Annotated in this window: 14 protein-coding genes; 3 read left to right on the top strand and 11 right to left on the bottom strand. The window is 59.0% G+C overall.

The annotated features are described in order from the left end of the window. Nucleotides 1-12: 12 nt before the first annotated feature. From ASD50_RS21235 to ASD50_RS21205, 7 genes are all read right to left on the bottom strand, one after another. The gene (locus tag ASD50_RS21235; RefSeq protein ID WP_056246062.1) at nt 13-234 is read right to left on the bottom strand and encodes a twin-arginine translocase TatA/TatE family subunit; all 222 of its coding nucleotides are present in this window, start codon (nt 232-234) and stop codon (nt 13-15) included. A gap of 167 nt (nt 235-401) precedes the next feature. Further along, nucleotides 402-1,145 (bottom strand): SMC-Scp complex subunit ScpB, encoded by a 744-nt coding sequence (gene scpB / locus ASD50_RS21230; RefSeq protein WP_056246059.1) that lies wholly within the window; start codon nt 1,143-1,145, stop codon nt 402-404. Further along, complete coding sequence (locus tag ASD50_RS21225; protein WP_056246373.1) at nt 1,145-1,942, bottom strand: segregation and condensation protein A; 798 nt, start codon at nt 1,940-1,942, stop codon at nt 1,145-1,147. The genes scpB and ASD50_RS21225 overlap by 1 nt, the downstream gene beginning before the upstream one ends. Nucleotides 1,943-2,011: 69 nt before the next feature. After that, nucleotides 2,012-3,031, bottom strand: a complete 1,020-nt coding sequence (nagZ, locus tag ASD50_RS21220; protein WP_056246055.1) for a beta-N-acetylhexosaminidase — start codon at nt 3,029-3,031, stop codon at nt 2,012-2,014. A 122-nt stretch (nt 3,032-3,153) separates the two neighbouring features. Next, nucleotides 3,154-6,201 (bottom strand): SPOR domain-containing protein, encoded by a 3,048-nt coding sequence (locus ASD50_RS21215; RefSeq protein ID WP_082549782.1) that lies wholly within the window; start codon nt 6,199-6,201, stop codon nt 3,154-3,156. Between the two features lie 103 nt (nt 6,202-6,304). Beyond that, complete coding sequence (gene argS / locus ASD50_RS21210; protein ID WP_056246049.1) at nt 6,305-8,062, bottom strand: arginine--tRNA ligase; 1,758 nt, start codon at nt 8,060-8,062, stop codon at nt 6,305-6,307. Between the two features lie 61 nt (nt 8,063-8,123). Continuing rightward, nucleotides 8,124-9,353 (bottom strand): deoxyguanosinetriphosphate triphosphohydrolase, encoded by a 1,230-nt coding sequence (locus ASD50_RS21205; protein WP_056246370.1) that lies wholly within the window; start codon nt 9,351-9,353, stop codon nt 8,124-8,126. A 95-nt stretch (nt 9,354-9,448) separates the two neighbouring features. Here ASD50_RS21205 and erpA point away from each other — a divergent pair, with 95 nt between their 5' ends. After that, entirely contained in the window at nt 9,449-9,796 is a 348-nt protein-coding gene (erpA, locus tag ASD50_RS21200; RefSeq protein WP_056246045.1) for an iron-sulfur cluster insertion protein ErpA, read from the top strand. Between the two features lie 2 nt (nt 9,797-9,798). Continuing rightward, on the top strand, nt 9,799-10,182 hold the full coding sequence (locus ASD50_RS21195) for a VOC family protein (RefSeq protein WP_056246041.1): 384 nt from the start codon (nt 9,799-9,801) through the stop codon (nt 10,180-10,182). Nucleotides 10,183-10,228: 46 nt separating this feature from the next. On the opposite strand, the gene ASD50_RS21190 is transcribed toward ASD50_RS21195, so the two are convergent. Next, nucleotides 10,229-11,713 carry a nucleobase:cation symporter-2 family protein gene (locus tag ASD50_RS21190; RefSeq protein WP_056246367.1) on the bottom strand — a complete coding sequence of 495 codons (1,485 nt, stop codon included), beginning with the start codon at nt 11,711-11,713 and terminating at the stop codon, nt 10,229-10,231. 125 nt (nt 11,714-11,838) lie between these two features. Between ASD50_RS21190 and xth the strand changes: the two genes are divergently transcribed. Next, complete coding sequence (gene xth / locus ASD50_RS21185; RefSeq protein WP_056246038.1) at nt 11,839-12,633, top strand: exodeoxyribonuclease III; 795 nt, start codon at nt 11,839-11,841, stop codon at nt 12,631-12,633. A gap of 71 nt (nt 12,634-12,704) precedes the next feature. On the opposite strand, the gene nirK is transcribed toward xth, so the two are convergent. From nirK to ASD50_RS21170, 3 genes are all read right to left on the bottom strand, one after another. Continuing rightward, nucleotides 12,705-14,171, bottom strand: a complete 1,467-nt coding sequence (gene nirK, locus ASD50_RS21180; RefSeq protein ID WP_056246035.1) for a copper-containing nitrite reductase — start codon at nt 14,169-14,171, stop codon at nt 12,705-12,707. Between the two features lie 325 nt (nt 14,172-14,496). Further along, on the bottom strand, nt 14,497-15,273 hold the full coding sequence (locus ASD50_RS21175) for a tetratricopeptide repeat protein (protein WP_056246364.1): 777 nt from the start codon (nt 15,271-15,273) through the stop codon (nt 14,497-14,499). A 426-nt stretch (nt 15,274-15,699) separates the two neighbouring features. Beyond that, nucleotides 15,700-16,956, bottom strand: a complete 1,257-nt coding sequence (locus ASD50_RS21170; RefSeq protein WP_056246032.1) for an OmpP1/FadL family transporter — start codon at nt 16,954-16,956, stop codon at nt 15,700-15,702. Between the last annotated feature and the right edge of the window lie 144 nt (nt 16,957-17,100).

Genomic DNA, 17,100 nt, shown 5'->3' with positions numbered 1-17,100 from the left:
GCCGAAACGGAATCAGCTCTTGCTGGCTTTTTCCTTGGAAGGCGAAACCGTCTCGTCAGCTCGGTGCTCGACGGTGCGCTTGTCTTCCGCAACTTCGTCGTCAGCCATGCCCTTCTTAAAGCTCTTGATGCCCTTGGCCATGTCGCCCATCAGCTCAGGAATCTTGCCGCGGCCGAAAACCAGCAACACGATCACCAGCACGATCAACCAGTGCCAAATCGAAAACGAACCCATTGCACTCTCTCTCGAATGTTTTCCCAGATGCTGATCTATGCGTTTTCGTGTCTGGTTTCAAACACAACTACAGCAATCTTCACGAATGGTTGCCCGATGTCACGCAGTTTCGAAACCGGACGATGCTTTAAATCGCCGCACGGCGATGGCCATGCCGGGAAGTAAGCTCAATCCTCCGTCACGCGCGGCGTGAGCAGGCCCAGCTCTTCAAGGTCGATATCGGTCAACGCATCCTCGTCCTCCGTCAGCACATCGGCATCGGCTGGCGGCAGCGGAATAGAGAAGTTTGCCGGCATACGCGTCGAAAGCAGGCCGGCCCCCTTCAATTCATCGATACCTGGCAAATCACGCAACTCCTCAAGGGAGAAGTGATCGAGAAACTCGTCGGTAGTGCCGTAGGTGACGGGGCGTCCAGGCGTGCGACGGCGACCGCGCATGCGCACCCATTCGGTTTCCATAAGTGTGTCGAGCGTGCCTTTTGAGGTTTCGACACCTCGAATATCCTCGATCTCGGCGCGTGTGACGGGCTGATGGTAGGCGATGATGGCTAAAACCTCGAGGGCGGCGCGCGACAGCTTTCGTTGCTGGACGGTGTCCCGGCTCATCAGGAACGCCAGGTCCCCTGCTGTGCGGAACGCCCATGCGTCGGCTACGCGAACCAGATTGACGCCTCGGCGCGAATAGATTTGCTGCAGTTCGCGCATCGTCGCTTCAACGTCCGTTCCTTCTGGCAGACGCGAAGCGATCTGCTTTTCGCTGACCGGTTCTGCACTGGCAAAGACGATGGCTTCCGCCATACGCACCACTTCGGCCATGTGCAGGCGCGCAGCAGGATTCTGCATCGGTGCGGCTTCGCCCAGATCGTCGCCGATCTTAAAAGGGATGACCGATGCGTTGGCACTGTCGTTCATCATGCCACCTCGACTGCCTTGGCGTTCTGGCTGCGACCACGAAGATAGATCGGTGCGAAGGCTTCCTGCTGGCGCACTTCCAGCTTGCCCTCGCGGACAAGTTCCAGAGAGGCGGCGAAGGCGCTGGCAACCGCTGTGCGCCTTTCCTCAGGTGCCGCCAGATACTCGACGAGGAAGCTGTCCAGTACCGTCCAGTCCTGCAGTGAGCCGACAAGGCGGGTGAGGATTTCACGCGCCTGCTTGAGCGACCACACCCCACGCTTGGCGATCTGGACATTGGTGATGGCTTGCCGTTGGCGCTGGGAGGCATAAGCGGTCAAAAGATCGTAGAGCGTTGCCGAATACTGGTTGCGCTTTTCCACAATCACCAGTTCGGGCAGGCCACGGGCAAGCACATCACGGCCGAGGCGGTTGCGGTTGACCAACCGGGCGGCAGCGTCACGCATCGCCTCAAGGCGACGCAGTCGGAACTGTAGGACGGCGGCGAGTTCTTCACCGCTTTCACCCTCTTCTCCCGGTTGTTTGGGGATCAGGAGTTTCGACTTAAGGAAGGCGAGCCACGCAGCCATGACCAGATAGTCTGCGGCCAATTCAAGCCGCACTGCACGAGCTTTGTCGATGAAGGCAAGGTATTGCTCGACAAGTGCAAGGATGGAGATGCGCGTGAGATCGACTTTCTGGTTGCGGGCCAGATGCAGCAACAGATCAAGAGGGCCTTCGAAACCATTGACATCGACCACCAACTCGGGGTCGCCAGTCAAGCGAGACTCGTCGCTTTCCGCCCACAGCCGGTCCATGGGCGCAGCTTTCTCAGCCTTCTGGTCTGCCGTCTGCGCCAATGTCCTCTTGCTCCCCGAGCAGCAGCCCTATGCCACCGCCTTGAAATATTCCCCGAATTCAGCGCGCAGGCCTGCCTCGTCCGCATTGTCCTGCCCATCGAGAGAGGCGATTGCGCGCTCTGCCCGCTTCAGCGCTTCACCTTCCAAGGGCTTGGCTCGCGAGGCTATCGCCCGCATCTCGTCCATATCTCCGTTGCAGTGAAGAACGAGATCGACGCCGGCTGCAAGGATCGACGCCGCCTTTGTCTGGAAATCCCCAGAAAGTGCCTTCATGGAAGTGTCGTCGCTCACCAGCAAGCCGTTGAAGCCGATCTCGCCCCGAATGATTTCTTCAACCACCTTTCCAGACGTCGTCGCCGGAGCATTCGGATCGATGGCGCTGAAAATAACATGCGCGGTCATGGCGATCGGCAGGTCGTTCAACGCCTTGAAGGGGGCGAAATCGTGTCTGCGAAGATCATCCAGCCGAGTGTGGACTGTCGGCAACTCGAAATGGGTGTCGGCTGCTGCGCGACCGTGGCCGGGAATATGCTTCATGACCGGCAATACCCCGCCGGACATCAGACCTTCAGCAACGGCACGGCCAAGGGCTATGACGCTTGACGGCTCCTTGCCATAGGCGCGCGCGCCAATGACCTCGCTGGCGCCTTCTACCGGCACATCAAGCACCGGCAGGCAATCCGCATTGATACCGTAACGCATCAGGTCGAAGGCATGCAGCCGGGCCAACAACCAAGCTGCGCGAAGGCCAGCTTCGCTGTCGTCGCGGTAAAGCGCGCCAAGGGCCGCTCCGGCAGGGTAGTTGGGCGCCAGCGGCGGGCGCAGGCGCTGCACCCTGCCCCCTTCCTGATCGATGAATACCGGGGCGTCAGGACGATCGATGCTGTCGCGCATCGACGCGACGAGATCGCGGATTTGTTCAGGTTCGCTGATATTGCGCGCAAACAGGATGAAACCCCAGGGACGCTCCCCCCGATAAAACGAGATTTCGTCGCGTGTCAGCGACCTTCCAAGGCATCCGAGGATAAGTGTCTGTGATTCGCTCATGAAGAGATTCTAGAAGTTTCCGGTCTGAAAGGGAATCGCCCGCATTCCACTTGAGAAATGGCTTGCCAAAACGAAGAAGCCGGCGCGGGGCGCCGGCTTCGGTTCGTCGAGAAAAGCCGTGCCTACTTCGAAACGAAGCAGTTGCCGCCGGCTGCCTTGTAGTTCTCACACAGGCTGATGGCTTCATTGCGAGAGTTTGCCGCGACGCGGACCCGGTAGAACGTGCCCTTGCCCGCCACTTCAGCCTTGACGATGTTGACGCTGCGGCCCTCAAGCACCGAGGAATAGCGCCGCGCCAGATCCTGATAGGTCGACTGCGCGCTTTCCACGCTTGGCTGGGATGCGATCTGCATCGACCAGGAACCGGGCGCTGCTGCTCCTCCCGCCGGATCGACGGCTGCGACCTGATCGGGCTTCACCTCGCCGACGATGTCGACGGGCTGCTCGGCCGGGCGCTGGGGAGCGACGGGAGCAAGCGCAGGCGTAACCGCCGACTGCGCAGCGGGCTGTGGAGCCTGGGGCTGCGTCGCCGCCACTGCGGGAGCCGGCTCCGATGCCGCCGGTGCCTGACCTGCCTGCGTTTCAGTTGAGGGTGACACGGCCCCGGTCTGGTCGTCGGTGGTCGGATTGACGACGAGTTGCGGCGCCGGATCGACCGGTTCAGTAGCTGCGACCTGTGCCGCGGCTGGCTGCGGCTCCTCGCGCGGCACCAGCGAGCCATCCGGCTTCACAATCATCGTGCGCACCTTACGGGGCGTAACCAGGGCAACCTCGGATTGGTCTGTCGTATCAGCTTGCACCGCAGCCGGTGCTATGCGGTCTTCCGACTTGCCGGAAGGCTGCGCTGCCGCGACGTCGTCGACAGCCGCAGCAGGCTCCACAATGCGGGCTTCTGGAGCCTTTGCCGTGACATCAACCGGCTCCTCGGCATCGGTGACCAACTTGTCCTGCTGGGGTGCCGCCGGCTTGCTGCCTTTGGCAACCATGTCATAAACCTTATTGTCCTGGTTCGGAACAACGGTGCCACCGGGATTCTCTGGCTTGACCTTGATCGGATTGTCATCAGCCTTGACCAAAACCGGCGCGCTTGATCCACCATCGCCGCCAAAGGACAGCGCAAAGGCGCCGATGCCACCGATAAGCGCCACTGCACCAACCAGTGCGGCAATCATAACGGCCCGCCTGCGAGGCTGAGGGGCAGCCGCGGTTTCCGCAGGGTCGGGAAGCGACATATCGTCATCAAAATCAGGATCGAAGGCGAGGTCGTCATCGCCCAACGCGTTTTGCCCTTCGAGCGGCTTGCTGCCCGGCAGATCGTCGATGTCGAAGCCGGCAAGCGTCGGATCGTCGTAGTCGTTGCCGACGGGCGCTGCCTGAGCCTGCTGGGGCTTGGCGTATGCCGATGCACCTGTCTCGGCCTGCTTGTAGTCAGGCTTGTATGCTTCACTTGCATAGACCGCAGGCTGCGTCGCAACGCTGGCAGTCTCATGGGCGTTCATCTCGGTAAGCAGGCTAGTAAACTCGGCCTCGAGATCATCATAGATCGGCTTGTCGGCGTTTTCGCTTTCAAACGGAACGTCTGGAATGTCGAGATCGTCAGCCAGCGCCACGACACGTTCCGGCACGTCTACGGTTTCGACATCCGGCACTTCATCATAGGCGGGTGCAGCGGGCGCTACTTCGATAGCTTCAGCAGCTTCGTATGCCTCGGCCTCGGCGACAGCGTCGGTTGCCTCGGACAAATCCGCACTATCAAAGGAAACGTCATACGCCGCCGGAATCTCGTACTCTGGCTGGCTGCTGGAAAAAGCTTGCGACTCAACCGGCTCGGCGCTTGCAATCGGCTGTGCGGGGGCGGTTTCCGGCTGGAGATAAGGCGTGCCCCGGCTCCAGATGCGGCCCGACGCAGCCGCGCCCGCGACAGGTGCAGCGGCGGCCAGCCATTTCAGCGCTTCGATGGGATCTTCGGCGGCAGGAGCTGGCTGCTCAGCCGCCAAGTCTTGCGCTTCGGCTTGCTCAACTTCGTCCTCGCCCGCCATGGCGGCTTCAACATCAGAATGATCGAATTCGATCTCTGCAGCTCCGTCTGCTTCGTGCTCTGCGGCGGCAACGAACTCTGCCGCGTCGCTTGCGTCGACAGCAACGACATCCTGCGCCTCGAGTTCTTCCAGAAGATCGGCGTCCTGGTCATCTGACACTGAATATTCAACCGATTCCGGTTCTACAGCCACTTCAACGGCAACTGGTTCTTCAGCTGGAGACCAGTCCGTATCGGCGGCCGCGCTATGCTCTACCGGGGCGACATCTTCATGGTGCTGGACAGGCAAAGGCCGCGCCGACATCTGGTTAAGCAGCGCGTTCAACTCGTCTTCAAGGCTTTCGCCCCGAGCAGCAGCCGGCTCGCCAGCCGGTTCGCCGGAAGGAGATGCCTCTTCCTGAGTCACGGCATCGAAGGGGATTTCTTCCTCGGCTTCCGCAATGGGCGCCGACGGTTCATCAGCGACGGCTTCTTCCTCGAATTCGGAAGACTCGAATTCCTGACCGGACACTACGCCGGCTTCAGCCGGACGTTCGTCGAAATCCATATCGACGTCGGCCATCGCCATGTCGAAATCGGCCTCAAAATCATCGGCAGACGCGCCGCTGGAGGGAACCTCGCCGGCTTCCGTCAGTTCAAAATCCACGCGATCAAAATCGCCGGATACCTCGTCGGCCTCATCATCGTATACGCGGTTGTCAGACTGCAGTTCGAAACTGCCTGCATCTTCGTCATCCACTGTCGCACGAACTTGCTCGGAGGCCGGTACAGCCTCGCCAGATAGTTCTGCGTCGTCCAGGACGAGGTCGTCGTCGAACTCGAAATCCTGATCGAGCACGGCAGCGGCATCGTCATCGGCTGCCGCCTCTGCACCACCATCCGTGCCGTAGCGAGGATCGGCTGAATCGATATGAGCGGAGGCTACAGCCTCGTCCGCCTCACCGAATTCGCCCATCAACTCCTTTTCGAGATCGATTGCGAAATCATCGGCGCCATCAGCCTGTGCTGATGCATTCTGCTGATTGACCGGCACACGCGGGTCAAAGCCCATGATTCTGGTCAGTTCCGCGAACGGATCATCTTCGGAGATCTCGTCGCGGCCCGTTGTCCTCAACTGGGTTCTCTCTGCCATCGTCGTTCCCGAACTCACACTCTATCGGACGCCATCAACGTCGCGCAAGGTTGGCCCCTACCAGCGCAATGTGGGCAAAAGGTGACAGGTCTATTAGCGAAATCTAACGCATTTCCGTCGGCGCGTCGGCGCCAATGAGCGTTAGACCAGACATCAAAATGTCCGATACAGCCTGCACCAGCCCTAGTCTGGCATACGTCAATTGTGGGTCGTTAACCTTAACAAACCGTAAGTCGGGGTTATCAGTACCTCTATTCCAGTGCGAGTGGAACGTACTTGCCAAGTCATACATGTAGAATGCCAGCCTGTGCGGCTCAAGTACAAGGGCCGATTGCTCGATCAGTCGCGGATACTCTGCCAGCTTCCTGATGAGGCCGATTTCTCCCTCGTCCTTCAGGTTGGAAACGGCGGCGGCAAGCTTTGTCCGGTCGAAATCGGAAGTGCCCAACTGTTCGCGAGCCTGACGGAATACGGAATGGCACCGTGCGGATGCATACTGCACATAAAAGACTGGATTGTCCTTCGACTGCTCCGTTACCTTGGCAAAGTCGAAGTCGAGCGGTTCGCTGTTCTTGCGATAGAGCATCATGAAGCGGATCGGATCGCGGCCAACCTCGTCGACCACGTCGCGCAGCGTGACGAACTCCCCGGCCCGCTTCGACATACGCACGGGCTCACCATCGCGGAACAGCTTGACGAGATTGCAGAGCAGGATCGTTACTTCAAGCTTGTCGCCAGCGATCGCCTTGCCTAACGCTTCCATGCGCTTGACGTAACCACCGTGGTCGGCGCCGAGAATGAAGATCACCTGCTCGAAGCCGCGCGCATACTTGTCTTTCATGTAGGCGACATCCGCAGCGAAATAGGTATAGGCGCCATCTGACTTGATCAGCGGACGATCCATGTCGTCCCCAACCTCGGTCGAGCGGAACAAGGTCTGCTCCCGGTCTTCCCAGTCATCGCTCTTTTCGCCCTTGGGAGGCGGCAGCTTACCCTTGTATACATGCCCCTTGAGAGTAAGGTCGTTGATGGCCGAGCGAATGGCCTTCGCGTTTTCAGAGTGAAGGGAACGCTCAGAGAAGAAGACTTCATGCCTGACGTTCAGGGCGGCAAGATCCTCGCGGATCATCGCCATCATGGCATCGATGGTGCGATCCTTGACGATGGCAAGCGCCTCTTCCTCGGGTTTCTGATTGAGATCGCGGCCGAACTCCTTCGCCAACGCCTGCCCGACCGGCACCAGATAGTCGCCCGGATAAAGGCCCGGCGGGATTTCGCCGACCTTCTCGCCGAGCGCTTCGCGGTAGCGCAGCATGACCGAACGCGCCAACACGTCGATCTGCGCACCGGCGTCGTTGATGTAGTATTCCTTGGTGACGTCATAGCCGGCGAAAGCCATGATGTTGGCGAGTGCATCGCCCACAACCGCGCCGCGGCAATGGCCGACATGCATCGGTCCCGTCGGATTGGCCGAGACGTATTCGACATTGACCTTGCGGCCCCGCCCTATCTGTGACCGGCCGTAGTTCGTGCCTTCGGAGAGCAAACCAACCAGGTGCGCCTGCCAAAAGGCCTCGGTGAGACGCAAGTTGACAAAGCCCGGCCCGGCAACTTCAGCACTGGCTACATCCGTGTCAGCGCGCAAGACTTCCACAATCCTCTCGGCCAAGGCGCGTGGATTTTGCCCCGTCGGCTTGGCCAGGACCATTGCCGCATTGGTCGCGAGGTCACCGTGGCTGGCATCGCGGGGCGGCTCGACGGCAATTCGGGACAGATCGGGCCCTGCGCCTTCTTTGTCTTTCAAATCAAGAGCTTCTACGGCTTTTATAATTCGCGCGTTGAAATCGGCGAAGATGTTCATGGGAAAAGCTCTGATGGAGTGTAACGAAACCGGCCAATTCGCCAGCAAAATCGCGTTCGGCCTAACTCAAATCGGGCGTGTGGTCAAACAGACGCCGGTGCTCCTTCAAGGCATAGGTGTCGGTCATTCCGGCAAGGAAATCGGCGACATGGCGTGCCTTGATGCGATCTTCGGCCCGATCAAGGCCTTCGCGCCAGCCATCTGGCATGGCGCGCGGATCGTTGAAATAGGCATCGAAAAGGTCCCGGACGATCCTTTCCGCATCGACCCGCACCCGCATGACTTCCGGATGCCGATAGAGATGGGCATATAGAAATGCCTTCAACTCCTTTTCCTGCGCAGTCATCGCGGAGGTGAAGGTAACAATCGCTTCGCCCGCGGCCCGTACCGCATCGGCGCTCTCTGGCTGCAGGCGGGCAAGATTTGCGCTTGCGGCCGCAATCACGTCTTCAACCATCAATGTTATCTGGCGGCGCATCAGTTCATGACCGGTGCGCACAGGATCGAGCGCCGGATATCGCTTCCGAACTTCCCGCAGGATCGAGCCCGACAACGCAACTTCTTCCAGCATTTCGAGAGTAAGCAGCCCTGCTCTCAGGCCGTCATCGATGTCATGCGTATTGTAGGCGATGTCATCGGCAATGGCGGCACATTGAGCCTCTATGCCGGCGAAACGGTCGAGTTCCAGGTCGTGCAGTTCGTTATAGGCCCCGATTGTCGGCGGAACCGGTCCATGCAGGCCGTTACCGCGACGATCGACCAACGGACCGTTGTGCTTGACCAGACCTTCAAGTGCTTCCCAAGTCAGGTTCAGCCCGTCAAAATCGGCATAGCGATGCTCGAGCCGGGTCACGATGCGCAATGACTGGGCATTGTGGTCAAAGCCGCCCCAGGAGGCCATCTTGTCGTTCAGCGCGTCCTCACCGGTATGACCGAACGGCGTATGCCCAAAATCATGGACAAGCGCCACCGCCTCGGCGAGATCCTCATCACCGCGCAAGGCGCGCGCCAAGGCACGCGCAATCTGCGCGACCTCTATCGAATGTGTGAGTCTTGTCCTGTAGTGGTCGCCTTCGTGAGCGATAAAAACCTGCGTCTTGTGCTTCAGGCGACGAAAGGCGGTGGAGTGGATGATGCGGTCACGATCGCGCTGGAACGGTGTGCGGGTCGGGCTTTCGCTCTCATCGAACAATCGGCCGCGGGAGCGGGATGGATCGGTGGCATAAGGCGCACGCGGCCGGTAACCGAAACCGATATTGCCAAGCCCTTGCTCGCCTCGCCGCTCGTTCATGTCTTCACCATCGCGTCGCCCGGTCTTGCCAACTTGTTGACTTGGCGACAAGAGCTTCATACCTATCAGTAAGATTGAAACGCAAGGTGACGCCCATGGGCGCTGACGCAAAGACTGCCATGAAGGTTGATGTAACCGACGCCGCCTTCAAACGCATCGCCAAGATCATGGCCAACGAACCCGGCAAGATCGCTTTGCGGGTCTCCGTCGAGGGCGGCGGCTGCTCCGGCTTTTCCTACAAGTTCGACCTTGTCGAGAACCGAAACGATGACGACGTCGCCATAGAGCAGGACGGCGCCACCGTTCTGATCGATGACTTGTCCTTGGTGTACATGGGCGGATCGGTAATCGATTTCGTCGACGACCTTATGGGCCAGTCTTTCCAGATCAAGAATCCCAACGCCGTCGCTTCGTGCGGCTGCGGCACCAGTTTCTCCGTCTAGACATGCCGGCGGTTGGCGCGGTCCGTCAGGTCGCGCTGTCATCGGGACGCGATCTCGATGCGACGCTGGATTTCTGGCGCGATGTTCTCGGCCTTTCCGTCCATGCACGCTACGATCCACCCGGCATCGCATTCATAGTGGCCCATGGCGTGCGGCTGTTCTTTACCGATGGCGTGCCGCCGGGAACCGTTTATCTCGATATGAGCGAGCTTGCGGCTTTCCACGCGGCAGCAAACGCTGCGGGCGTGCCTTTCACCGCCCCACCCGCGCTTGTCCACCACGACAAGGAAGGCCAGTTCGGACCGGCTGGAGAGTTCGAGTGGATGGCGTTTCTCAAGGACCCTGCCGGCAACACGATCGGCCTGGTCGAGCGCCGGCAGAATTGAAAAGGCCGCCTCTCGGCGGCCTTTTCAATCAGAGTATCGTCAAATCCTAGGCTTCAGCGGACATTGCCGCTTCGCGCAATCCCTCTGCGTCACCGGTTGCGCCATTGAAGACAAGGTTGAGCGCAACCGATGCGATCGAGGCCAGCAAGATACCTGAATCGACCAGCGGGCCGATGGTCTTGGGCAGCCACATATGGAAATCCGGCGCAACTACTGGAATCATGCCGAAACCAAGCGAAATGGCGACAATGAAGAGATTGTTGCGGTTGCGCTTGAAGTCCACGGCCGAGAGAATACGGATACCGGTCGCGGCAACCATGCCGAACATGACAATACCGGCACCGCCAAGCACCACCGTCGGCAACGCCTCCACCAGCGCCCCCATCTTCGGGATGAGGCCGAGCACCACCATGATGACGCCGCCGGCAACGCAGACGAAGCGGCTACGGATGCCGGTGACCCCGACGAGGCCGACATTCTGCGAGAAGCTGGTGTAGGGGAAGGTGTTGAAGATGCCGCCCAGCATGGTGCCAAGACCATCCATCCTGAGGCCGGCCGACAACATGGGTCGGGTTATCTGCTTGTCGGTCATTTCGCCCAACGCCAGGAACATGCCGGTCGATTCGATCATCACCACGACCATCACCAGCACCATGGTCACGATAAGGATCGGATCGAAGATCGGAGTGCCGAAGTGGAATGGCATGATCGGCGCGAACCACGCGGCGTTCGCCACCTTTTCGAAATGCATCATGCCGAGAGAAGCGGCGATCAGACCGCCGACGACGATGCCAACCAGAACCGCGACATTCGACAAGAAGCCCTTGGCATAGCGGGCAACGCCGATGATGACGGCCAGAACTACGAGTGACAGGACGATATTGGAAACCGGCGCATAGGCCGCATTCGGCACCGTAGGCGCCAGTGCCAGACCGGCAGGCACCGCCGGAACCGTCGAACCAGTGGCAGTCGCTGCTCCGGTTATCGATTGCAGCCATGCAGCATGCTCGGGGTTGACGATCTTAGGCGCTGTCGGGCCGACTGGCAGGCCGAAAATCCAGTTGATGCCGATCTTCATCAACGACACGCCGATGACCAGAATGATGGTTCCCGTCACCACTGGCGGAAACAGCTTCAGCATACGGCTGACGAACGGCGCGATAAGAATGGTGATGATGCCAGCGCCAATGATGGCGCCAAATATCATGCGAGCGCCTTCAACACCGGGGTTTGCTATGGCCATAGAGACCATAGGGCCGACCGCGGCGAAGGTAACGCCCATCATGACCGGAAGCTTGATGCCAAACCATTGCGTGGCGCCAAGCGATTGCAGGATCGAGGCGATGCCGCACACAAACAGATCCGCCGAAATCAGGAATGCGACGTCAGCCGGCTCAAGCTGCAGCGCCCTGCCCACGATAAGCGGCACGGCAATAGCGCCAGCATACATGACAAGAACATGCTGCAGACCGAGCGTAAACAATCTCGGTGCAGGCAAGACCTCGTCGACGGGATGCAACGTTTGCGACATGGTTTCCTCCTCCCCAGTCGGGCCGTGGTTGGAAACCGGTTCCATCAATCACGGCGATAGTGCAGGATCGACTCGTTTCGAGTTTTGTACCATCAAGAACTGTTTGAAATAGTCGCGAGATTTTCATGAAGATCGCTACCTGGAATATCAACGGCGTGCGTGCCCGTATCGGCAACCTGACGCATTGGCTGGGCGAAAGCGCGCCAGACATCGTTTGCCTGCAGGAGATCAAGTCGGTCGACGATCAGTTCCCGCGCGCTGAGATCGAAGCGCTCGGCTACAATGTGCAAACGCATGGCCAGAAGGGGTTCAATGGCGTCGCCATCCTGTCCAAGCTTCGCTTCGATGAGGTCAATCGAGGGCTGCCTGGGGATGAAGCCGATGAACAGGCGCGTTTCATCGAAGGCGTGTTCTCGACGGATCAAGGCGCGTTGCGCGTCGTCTCGCTTTATCTGCCCAATGGCAATCCGATCGATGACCCGGTCAAGTTTCCCTACAAGCTGGCGTGGATGGACAGACTCGAGCGCTGGGCAAAGCAGCGTCTTGCGCTGGAAGAAGCACTGGTGCTTGCCGGCGACTACAACGTTATTCCCGAGCCGATCGACGCGAAACACCCTGAGAACTGGCTGGGTGACGCGCTTTTCCAACCACAGACGCGGCAGGCCTTCCGCCGATTGAAGAACCTGGGCTTTACCGAAGCAATACGTGCAACGACGGACGCGCCGGACGTCTACACGTTCTGGGATTATCAAGCTGGCGCATGGCAGAAAAACAACGGCATCCGCATCGACCACCTATTGCTGTCTCCGGAAGCGGCAAACCGATTCGGATCGGCCTCAGTGGAAAAGCATGTCCGGGCTTGGGAAAAGCCGTCGGACCATGTGCCGGTCGCAATCGACCTCAATCTGAAAGCAGCCTGATTCCAGGATAAAACGGATACGGCCCGGAACATAAGTCCCGGGCCGTTTCGTTTGTTCAGGACTGTCAAAGCTTACTGCTTCGGCGGCCCCTTGTGCATGATGGCGTCTTCTTCCGGACCATCCACGATCAGGTAGCCGGCGAGTCCGCGCTCGGCACGAGACAGGGCGTGGTCGACCAGAACATAGTGGCCCCCGCGATCGATCTTGAAGTCGACGACGGTGGCTCCGCCGGGCGGAACGGTGACGGTTTGGACTCCTGTCAGCGGCGGCGAAGTGATTGAGCCCAGCGTATAGACATGGTCGAAAATCTCACCGATGACGTGGAACGACGAAGTGAAGTTCGGGCCGCCGACACCGAAGAAGATGCGCACCGTTTCTCCTGCGTTGGCATAGAGCGGGTGTGACTTGGTGAGGGCGCCGACGGAGCCGTTGAACAGGAAATATTCTGGCCGCTCGGAAATGAGCTTGTCGTAGTCCATTTCCATCTCACCCTGTGTGCCGAATGGATCGACCGTGTAGAGCTCGCCCTGCATCACATAGAATTCGCGGTCTACCTGCGGCATCCCGCCCTCCGGCTCGACGAGGATCAGTCCGTACATGCCGCTGGTAATGTGGTGGGCAACACTCGGCGTCGCGCAGTGGTAGACATAAATGCCAGGCTTCAACGCCTGGAAGGTGACGACTGTCTCCTCGCCCGGCGCGGTCTGGGTGAATTCGGCTCCGCCACCTGGTCCTGTTGCCGCATGGAAATCGACCGAGTGCATCATGACGCTGTCGGAAGCATTCTTGAGGTGAACCTCAACAGTATCGCCGACGCGAACACGCACAAACGGCCCCGGAACCTTGCCGTTGAAGGTCCAGTAAACGTAGGACGTGCCGTCATCGAGCTTGCCCTTGAGTTCGACTGTTTCAAAGTCGACACGTACGACTTGCGAGGAACGTTGACCGATCGGTCCCGGCAGGTCGGCGGGATCGCGCACGATGTCGGCCGCATCGGTGTCCGTGCTCTCGCGCTCACCCGGCAAGACCCTGACAAGTCCCTCCATGCCAGCGGCACGGTGACCTGCAATGGAGCAGAAGTAGGCAAACTCACCTACCTTGTTGGCGACAAAGGAGAATGTCGAAGACGCATTTTTGCCAACGACAATTGCAGAGCGCGCGGCATACTGGTCGAGCACGATATCATGCTCGGCGCCCTCGCCGTTGATCAGGTTTATCTGAACCAACTCACCTTCGTGAACTACCAAGGTGGGATTGACCTGACCGTCAATGTTGCCGCCAACGCCTATGTAGACCATGCGCCCGCTGGCGATGCCGGTTCTAAGCGTGAAGGTGGTGGGCGAATGGTAGCTGACGACGGGCGCTGCCGTGGATTGCGACTGCGCGGGTGCCGCCGGTTCCGCGGCAGTATCTGCCTGCGCCTGCACTGTTTCGACCGGCGCGGCATGCTGATGGGTCTGCCCCTGCGAAACAGCCGTAAAGGCGAAAAAGGCCAGGACAAACATTGCCATGCCGGCAATGTTTCTCACCCCCGGCATTATCCGGCTCCATTGTCGTTGAAACATGATCGAATCCCTCACTCGTTGGATTGAAGTGCCCGCCAAACTTCGTTCAGGAAGATTACATCCAGAACGCACCAATTCGAAATGATGACTGAACAACACAGTCAGGTTCAGGTCTGCTGACGATGCAGCCACATGCCGAAAAATACAAATGGGCATGCGCCTACGGCAGCATCCTTAGCCGAGGGTGCGGGGAGCAACGTTGTCTTGGCGCAAATCGTGAGGAAATGGCAGGCGCTAAAAACCGCGCCTGCGAGCTCGTGGCTCGCGAGACCGGCAAAACACCGTGGAAACGGGATAACTACTGATTGATGCCCTTGGTCAACATGTCGTCGGCAAGGGCAATCGCCGTGCGACGGTCGGCTTCAGGAGCCAGTGCGAAGGCTTCTTCCTGCATTCCGCGAATCCAGGGTTGGTCGACAGGAGCCGCCCGCTCCAATGCCGCCGTCATCATGGCCAGTCCACGCACCACCTTGCCACTGTGGAATAGAAGATTGCCAAGCGTCGCCTGAGCGCCGGCATGGCCCTTTTCCGCCGCAAGCTGCAGCCAACGGCCAGCCTGCTTGGCGCTGGCCTTCACCCCGCCTTCGCCGTTGAGGAACATCTTGCCCATTTCGTATTGGGCGTTCGGATTGCGGTAGGTCGCGGCGGCGCGCATGAAATATTCCTGCGCCGCAACAGGATCGGCACTCACAGGACTACCAGGAATGCCACTCTTCAGATAATCGCCCAATGCAACCAGAGCGTCGGAAACATAACTTTCCTCAGGCGAACCAAGTTCTACGTCCTGGTCGACAATTTCGCTGAAGAATTTGTAGGCTTCGTAGTCGTTCTGGGTGACGCCATCACCTTCGGCATACATACGAGCAAGTTTCCAGGTCGCACCGATCTGGCCCTTCTCGGCGGCATATTTGTAGGCCTCGACAGCCTGATCCTTGTGGCCACTCTTGTAGGCAGAGAAACCGAACTGAAACACCGCCCACGGGCTCGACTGCGGTTTCACGCCGGTTTTGTCGTCGAACACCTTCTCATCGAATCCAAGTGCCTGCTCGACTGCGGCGAAGCTCGCGCAGGCCATGACAGCTGACAACACGCAAGAGCGGATGAGGCCCGGTATGCGCGAAAAGGCGCGGTAGAATGCAGGACGCGGCAGACGGCGCACGGCGACAGGACCTTCGTTGGCCCGAAGTATCGCCATTTCCGTGCGAGAACCCACCGTGACTTCCATGCTGTTCCTTGAGGTCCTATCCAGGCCCGCCTTCACTTTAGCTGGGTAGAAATTACCAAGCCCTATCGAAGTGCTCCGGGTTTATGGCGGGAAGTGGGCGATTTCCATGGCGCACGCGAGCGGCACATGGGATGGGGGACGCCTGTTGCAAAATCGTCACATGCATTGCTGGTTGGCCGCGATGTTTCCGCGTCGCCGCTCAAGTTCCAGAAACGTCGCGCAAAAAAGCCGGGCACTAAGCCCGGCCTTTTCGAAAAACAGCGGAAACTGAACTGTTTACCACTTCACCTTCAGCGAAGCCGAAAGAGCGGTGACCACGTCGTTGCCGAAGCTGTACGAGATGCCATTGTCAATGGTCGCCCCCTGATAGCTGAGCACCTTTGTTTCGCCACTGGTCAACACACCAACAGCACCACCGAACCGCAGTTCGACATTCTGCGTCGGGGTGTATGACGCTCCGGCCGCCAAAGTCCATGTATCCGTCTGCGAGCTCAAGCCGGTCGTAGTGCCTCGATCCCACGTCAGGGTCGCAGCTCCACTCCATTGGTCGTTGAACTTGTGACCGATGCCGCCAGACACAGTCCAGCCGTCACGATAGAGCAGGTCGAGCGATGTCGTGAAGCCTGCTCCTTGGTAGGTACAAGCGAGACCAAGAGCCTTGATAGCCGGCGAACAGAAGCTAACGATACCGACTTCGCTCCAATCGACCCACTTGATTGAGCCAAACGCCAGCCATCCGGGCGCAATACCGGACTGAACCTTAAACTCGACTGATTGCGGCATCGACTGATTGCCGAACACCGGAATCGGTGTCGCCGGTCTACCGGGGACCTGCGAAAGATCCAGCGTGCCGGAAATGTCGCCGAGGTCTACTTCGCTGTTGTAAACCAGGCTTGCTCTAAGAGCGATGTCGGGAATTTCATACGCTGCACCCGCGCGCCAACCAACACCATCACCTTCGAGCTCCAACCGACCCATGCCGTTGAGAGGCCCTGGCGGCAGTATCTGCACCAGGCGCTCCTTAAAGCCGCTGACCTCTTGATAGAACAAACCACCAATGAACCGGAACTGGCCCTTGCCGGCATCCATCTTGTACGAGCAGGTTGCGGCGTAGTTGTTGCTTTCGATCTTGGTTTCGACGTTGTTGTTTGCGCCCGCCCAATTCAAACCCGGGTTGGAATGGACACCCCAAGGCTGTGAATAGTCAGCCATGCAATCGATGCCTTGGCCTATGCTGGCTTTGAAACCAATGCGAGGAACAAAATAGGCTTCCGATTCTTCGACAGAATTGGGCAAGAAATTGAGGTTGCCACCGCCGGGCGAACCGTTCGCAGTTGACGTATCTACCACGTTCTTGAGCTTGCGTTGCGGCATGACATATGTGCCCGAAACTTCCCCGGTCACGGGGGCAGGATCGAACAGGAGATCGATGTTGTAGCCGCCACGTTCCAAACCGCCTGCTTGGGCCATGCCTATTGCGGCAAGCGACAGTGCGGTTGCGCCAAGGAGCGTTTTGACACGCATCTTATTCATGATTTTGTCTCCCCGAAATCACTCGGGGGCTAGCTAGAACCAATTCAAGTTAACGGCGCAATAACGTTTTTCGGCCTGTACAAGTACGGTCTAGATACGTGCAACCTGCAGTGTGCGGCGGGTCACGAAGCGCATCGAAAAAAT

Source organism: Mesorhizobium sp. Root552, assembly GCF_001427285.1.
GTDB lineage: Bacteria > Pseudomonadota > Alphaproteobacteria > Rhizobiales > Rhizobiaceae > Mesorhizobium.
This window is presented reverse-complemented; position numbering and strand designations above follow the sequence as displayed.

Coding starts and splice junctions, on each gene's coding strand:
- ASD50_RS21235 (WP_056246062.1), bottom strand. CDS start 234: ATGGGTTCGTTTTCGATTTGGCACTGGTTGATCGTGCTGGTGATCGTG.
- scpB (WP_056246059.1), bottom strand. CDS start 1,145: ATGAACGACAGTGCCAACGCATCGGTCATCCCTTTTAAGATCGGCGAC.
- ASD50_RS21225 (WP_056246373.1), bottom strand. CDS start 1,942: ATGGACCGGCTGTGGGCGGAAAGCGACGAGTCTCGCTTGACTGGCGAC.
- nagZ (WP_056246055.1), bottom strand. CDS start 3,031: ATGAGCGAATCACAGACACTTATCCTCGGATGCCTTGGAAGGTCGCTG.
- ASD50_RS21215 (WP_082549782.1), bottom strand. CDS start 6,201: ATGGCAGAGAGAACCCAGTTGAGGACAACGGGCCGCGACGAGATCTCC.
- argS (WP_056246049.1), bottom strand. CDS start 8,062: ATGAACATCTTCGCCGATTTCAACGCGCGAATTATAAAAGCCGTAGAA.
- ASD50_RS21205 (WP_056246370.1), bottom strand. CDS start 9,353: ATGAACGAGCGGCGAGGCGAGCAAGGGCTTGGCAATATCGGTTTCGGT.
- erpA (WP_056246045.1), top strand. CDS start 9,449: ATGGGCGCTGACGCAAAGACTGCCATGAAGGTTGATGTAACCGACGCC.
- ASD50_RS21195 (WP_056246041.1), top strand. CDS start 9,799: ATGCCGGCGGTTGGCGCGGTCCGTCAGGTCGCGCTGTCATCGGGACGC.
- ASD50_RS21190 (WP_056246367.1), bottom strand. CDS start 11,713: ATGTCGCAAACGTTGCATCCCGTCGACGAGGTCTTGCCTGCACCGAGA.
- xth (WP_056246038.1), top strand. CDS start 11,839: ATGAAGATCGCTACCTGGAATATCAACGGCGTGCGTGCCCGTATCGGC.
- nirK (WP_056246035.1), bottom strand. CDS start 14,171: ATGCCGGGGGTGAGAAACATTGCCGGCATGGCAATGTTTGTCCTGGCC.
- ASD50_RS21175 (WP_056246364.1), bottom strand. CDS start 15,273: ATGGCCTGCGCGAGCTTCGCCGCAGTCGAGCAGGCACTTGGATTCGAT.
- ASD50_RS21170 (WP_056246032.1), bottom strand. CDS start 16,956: ATGAATAAGATGCGTGTCAAAACGCTCCTTGGCGCAACCGCACTGTCG.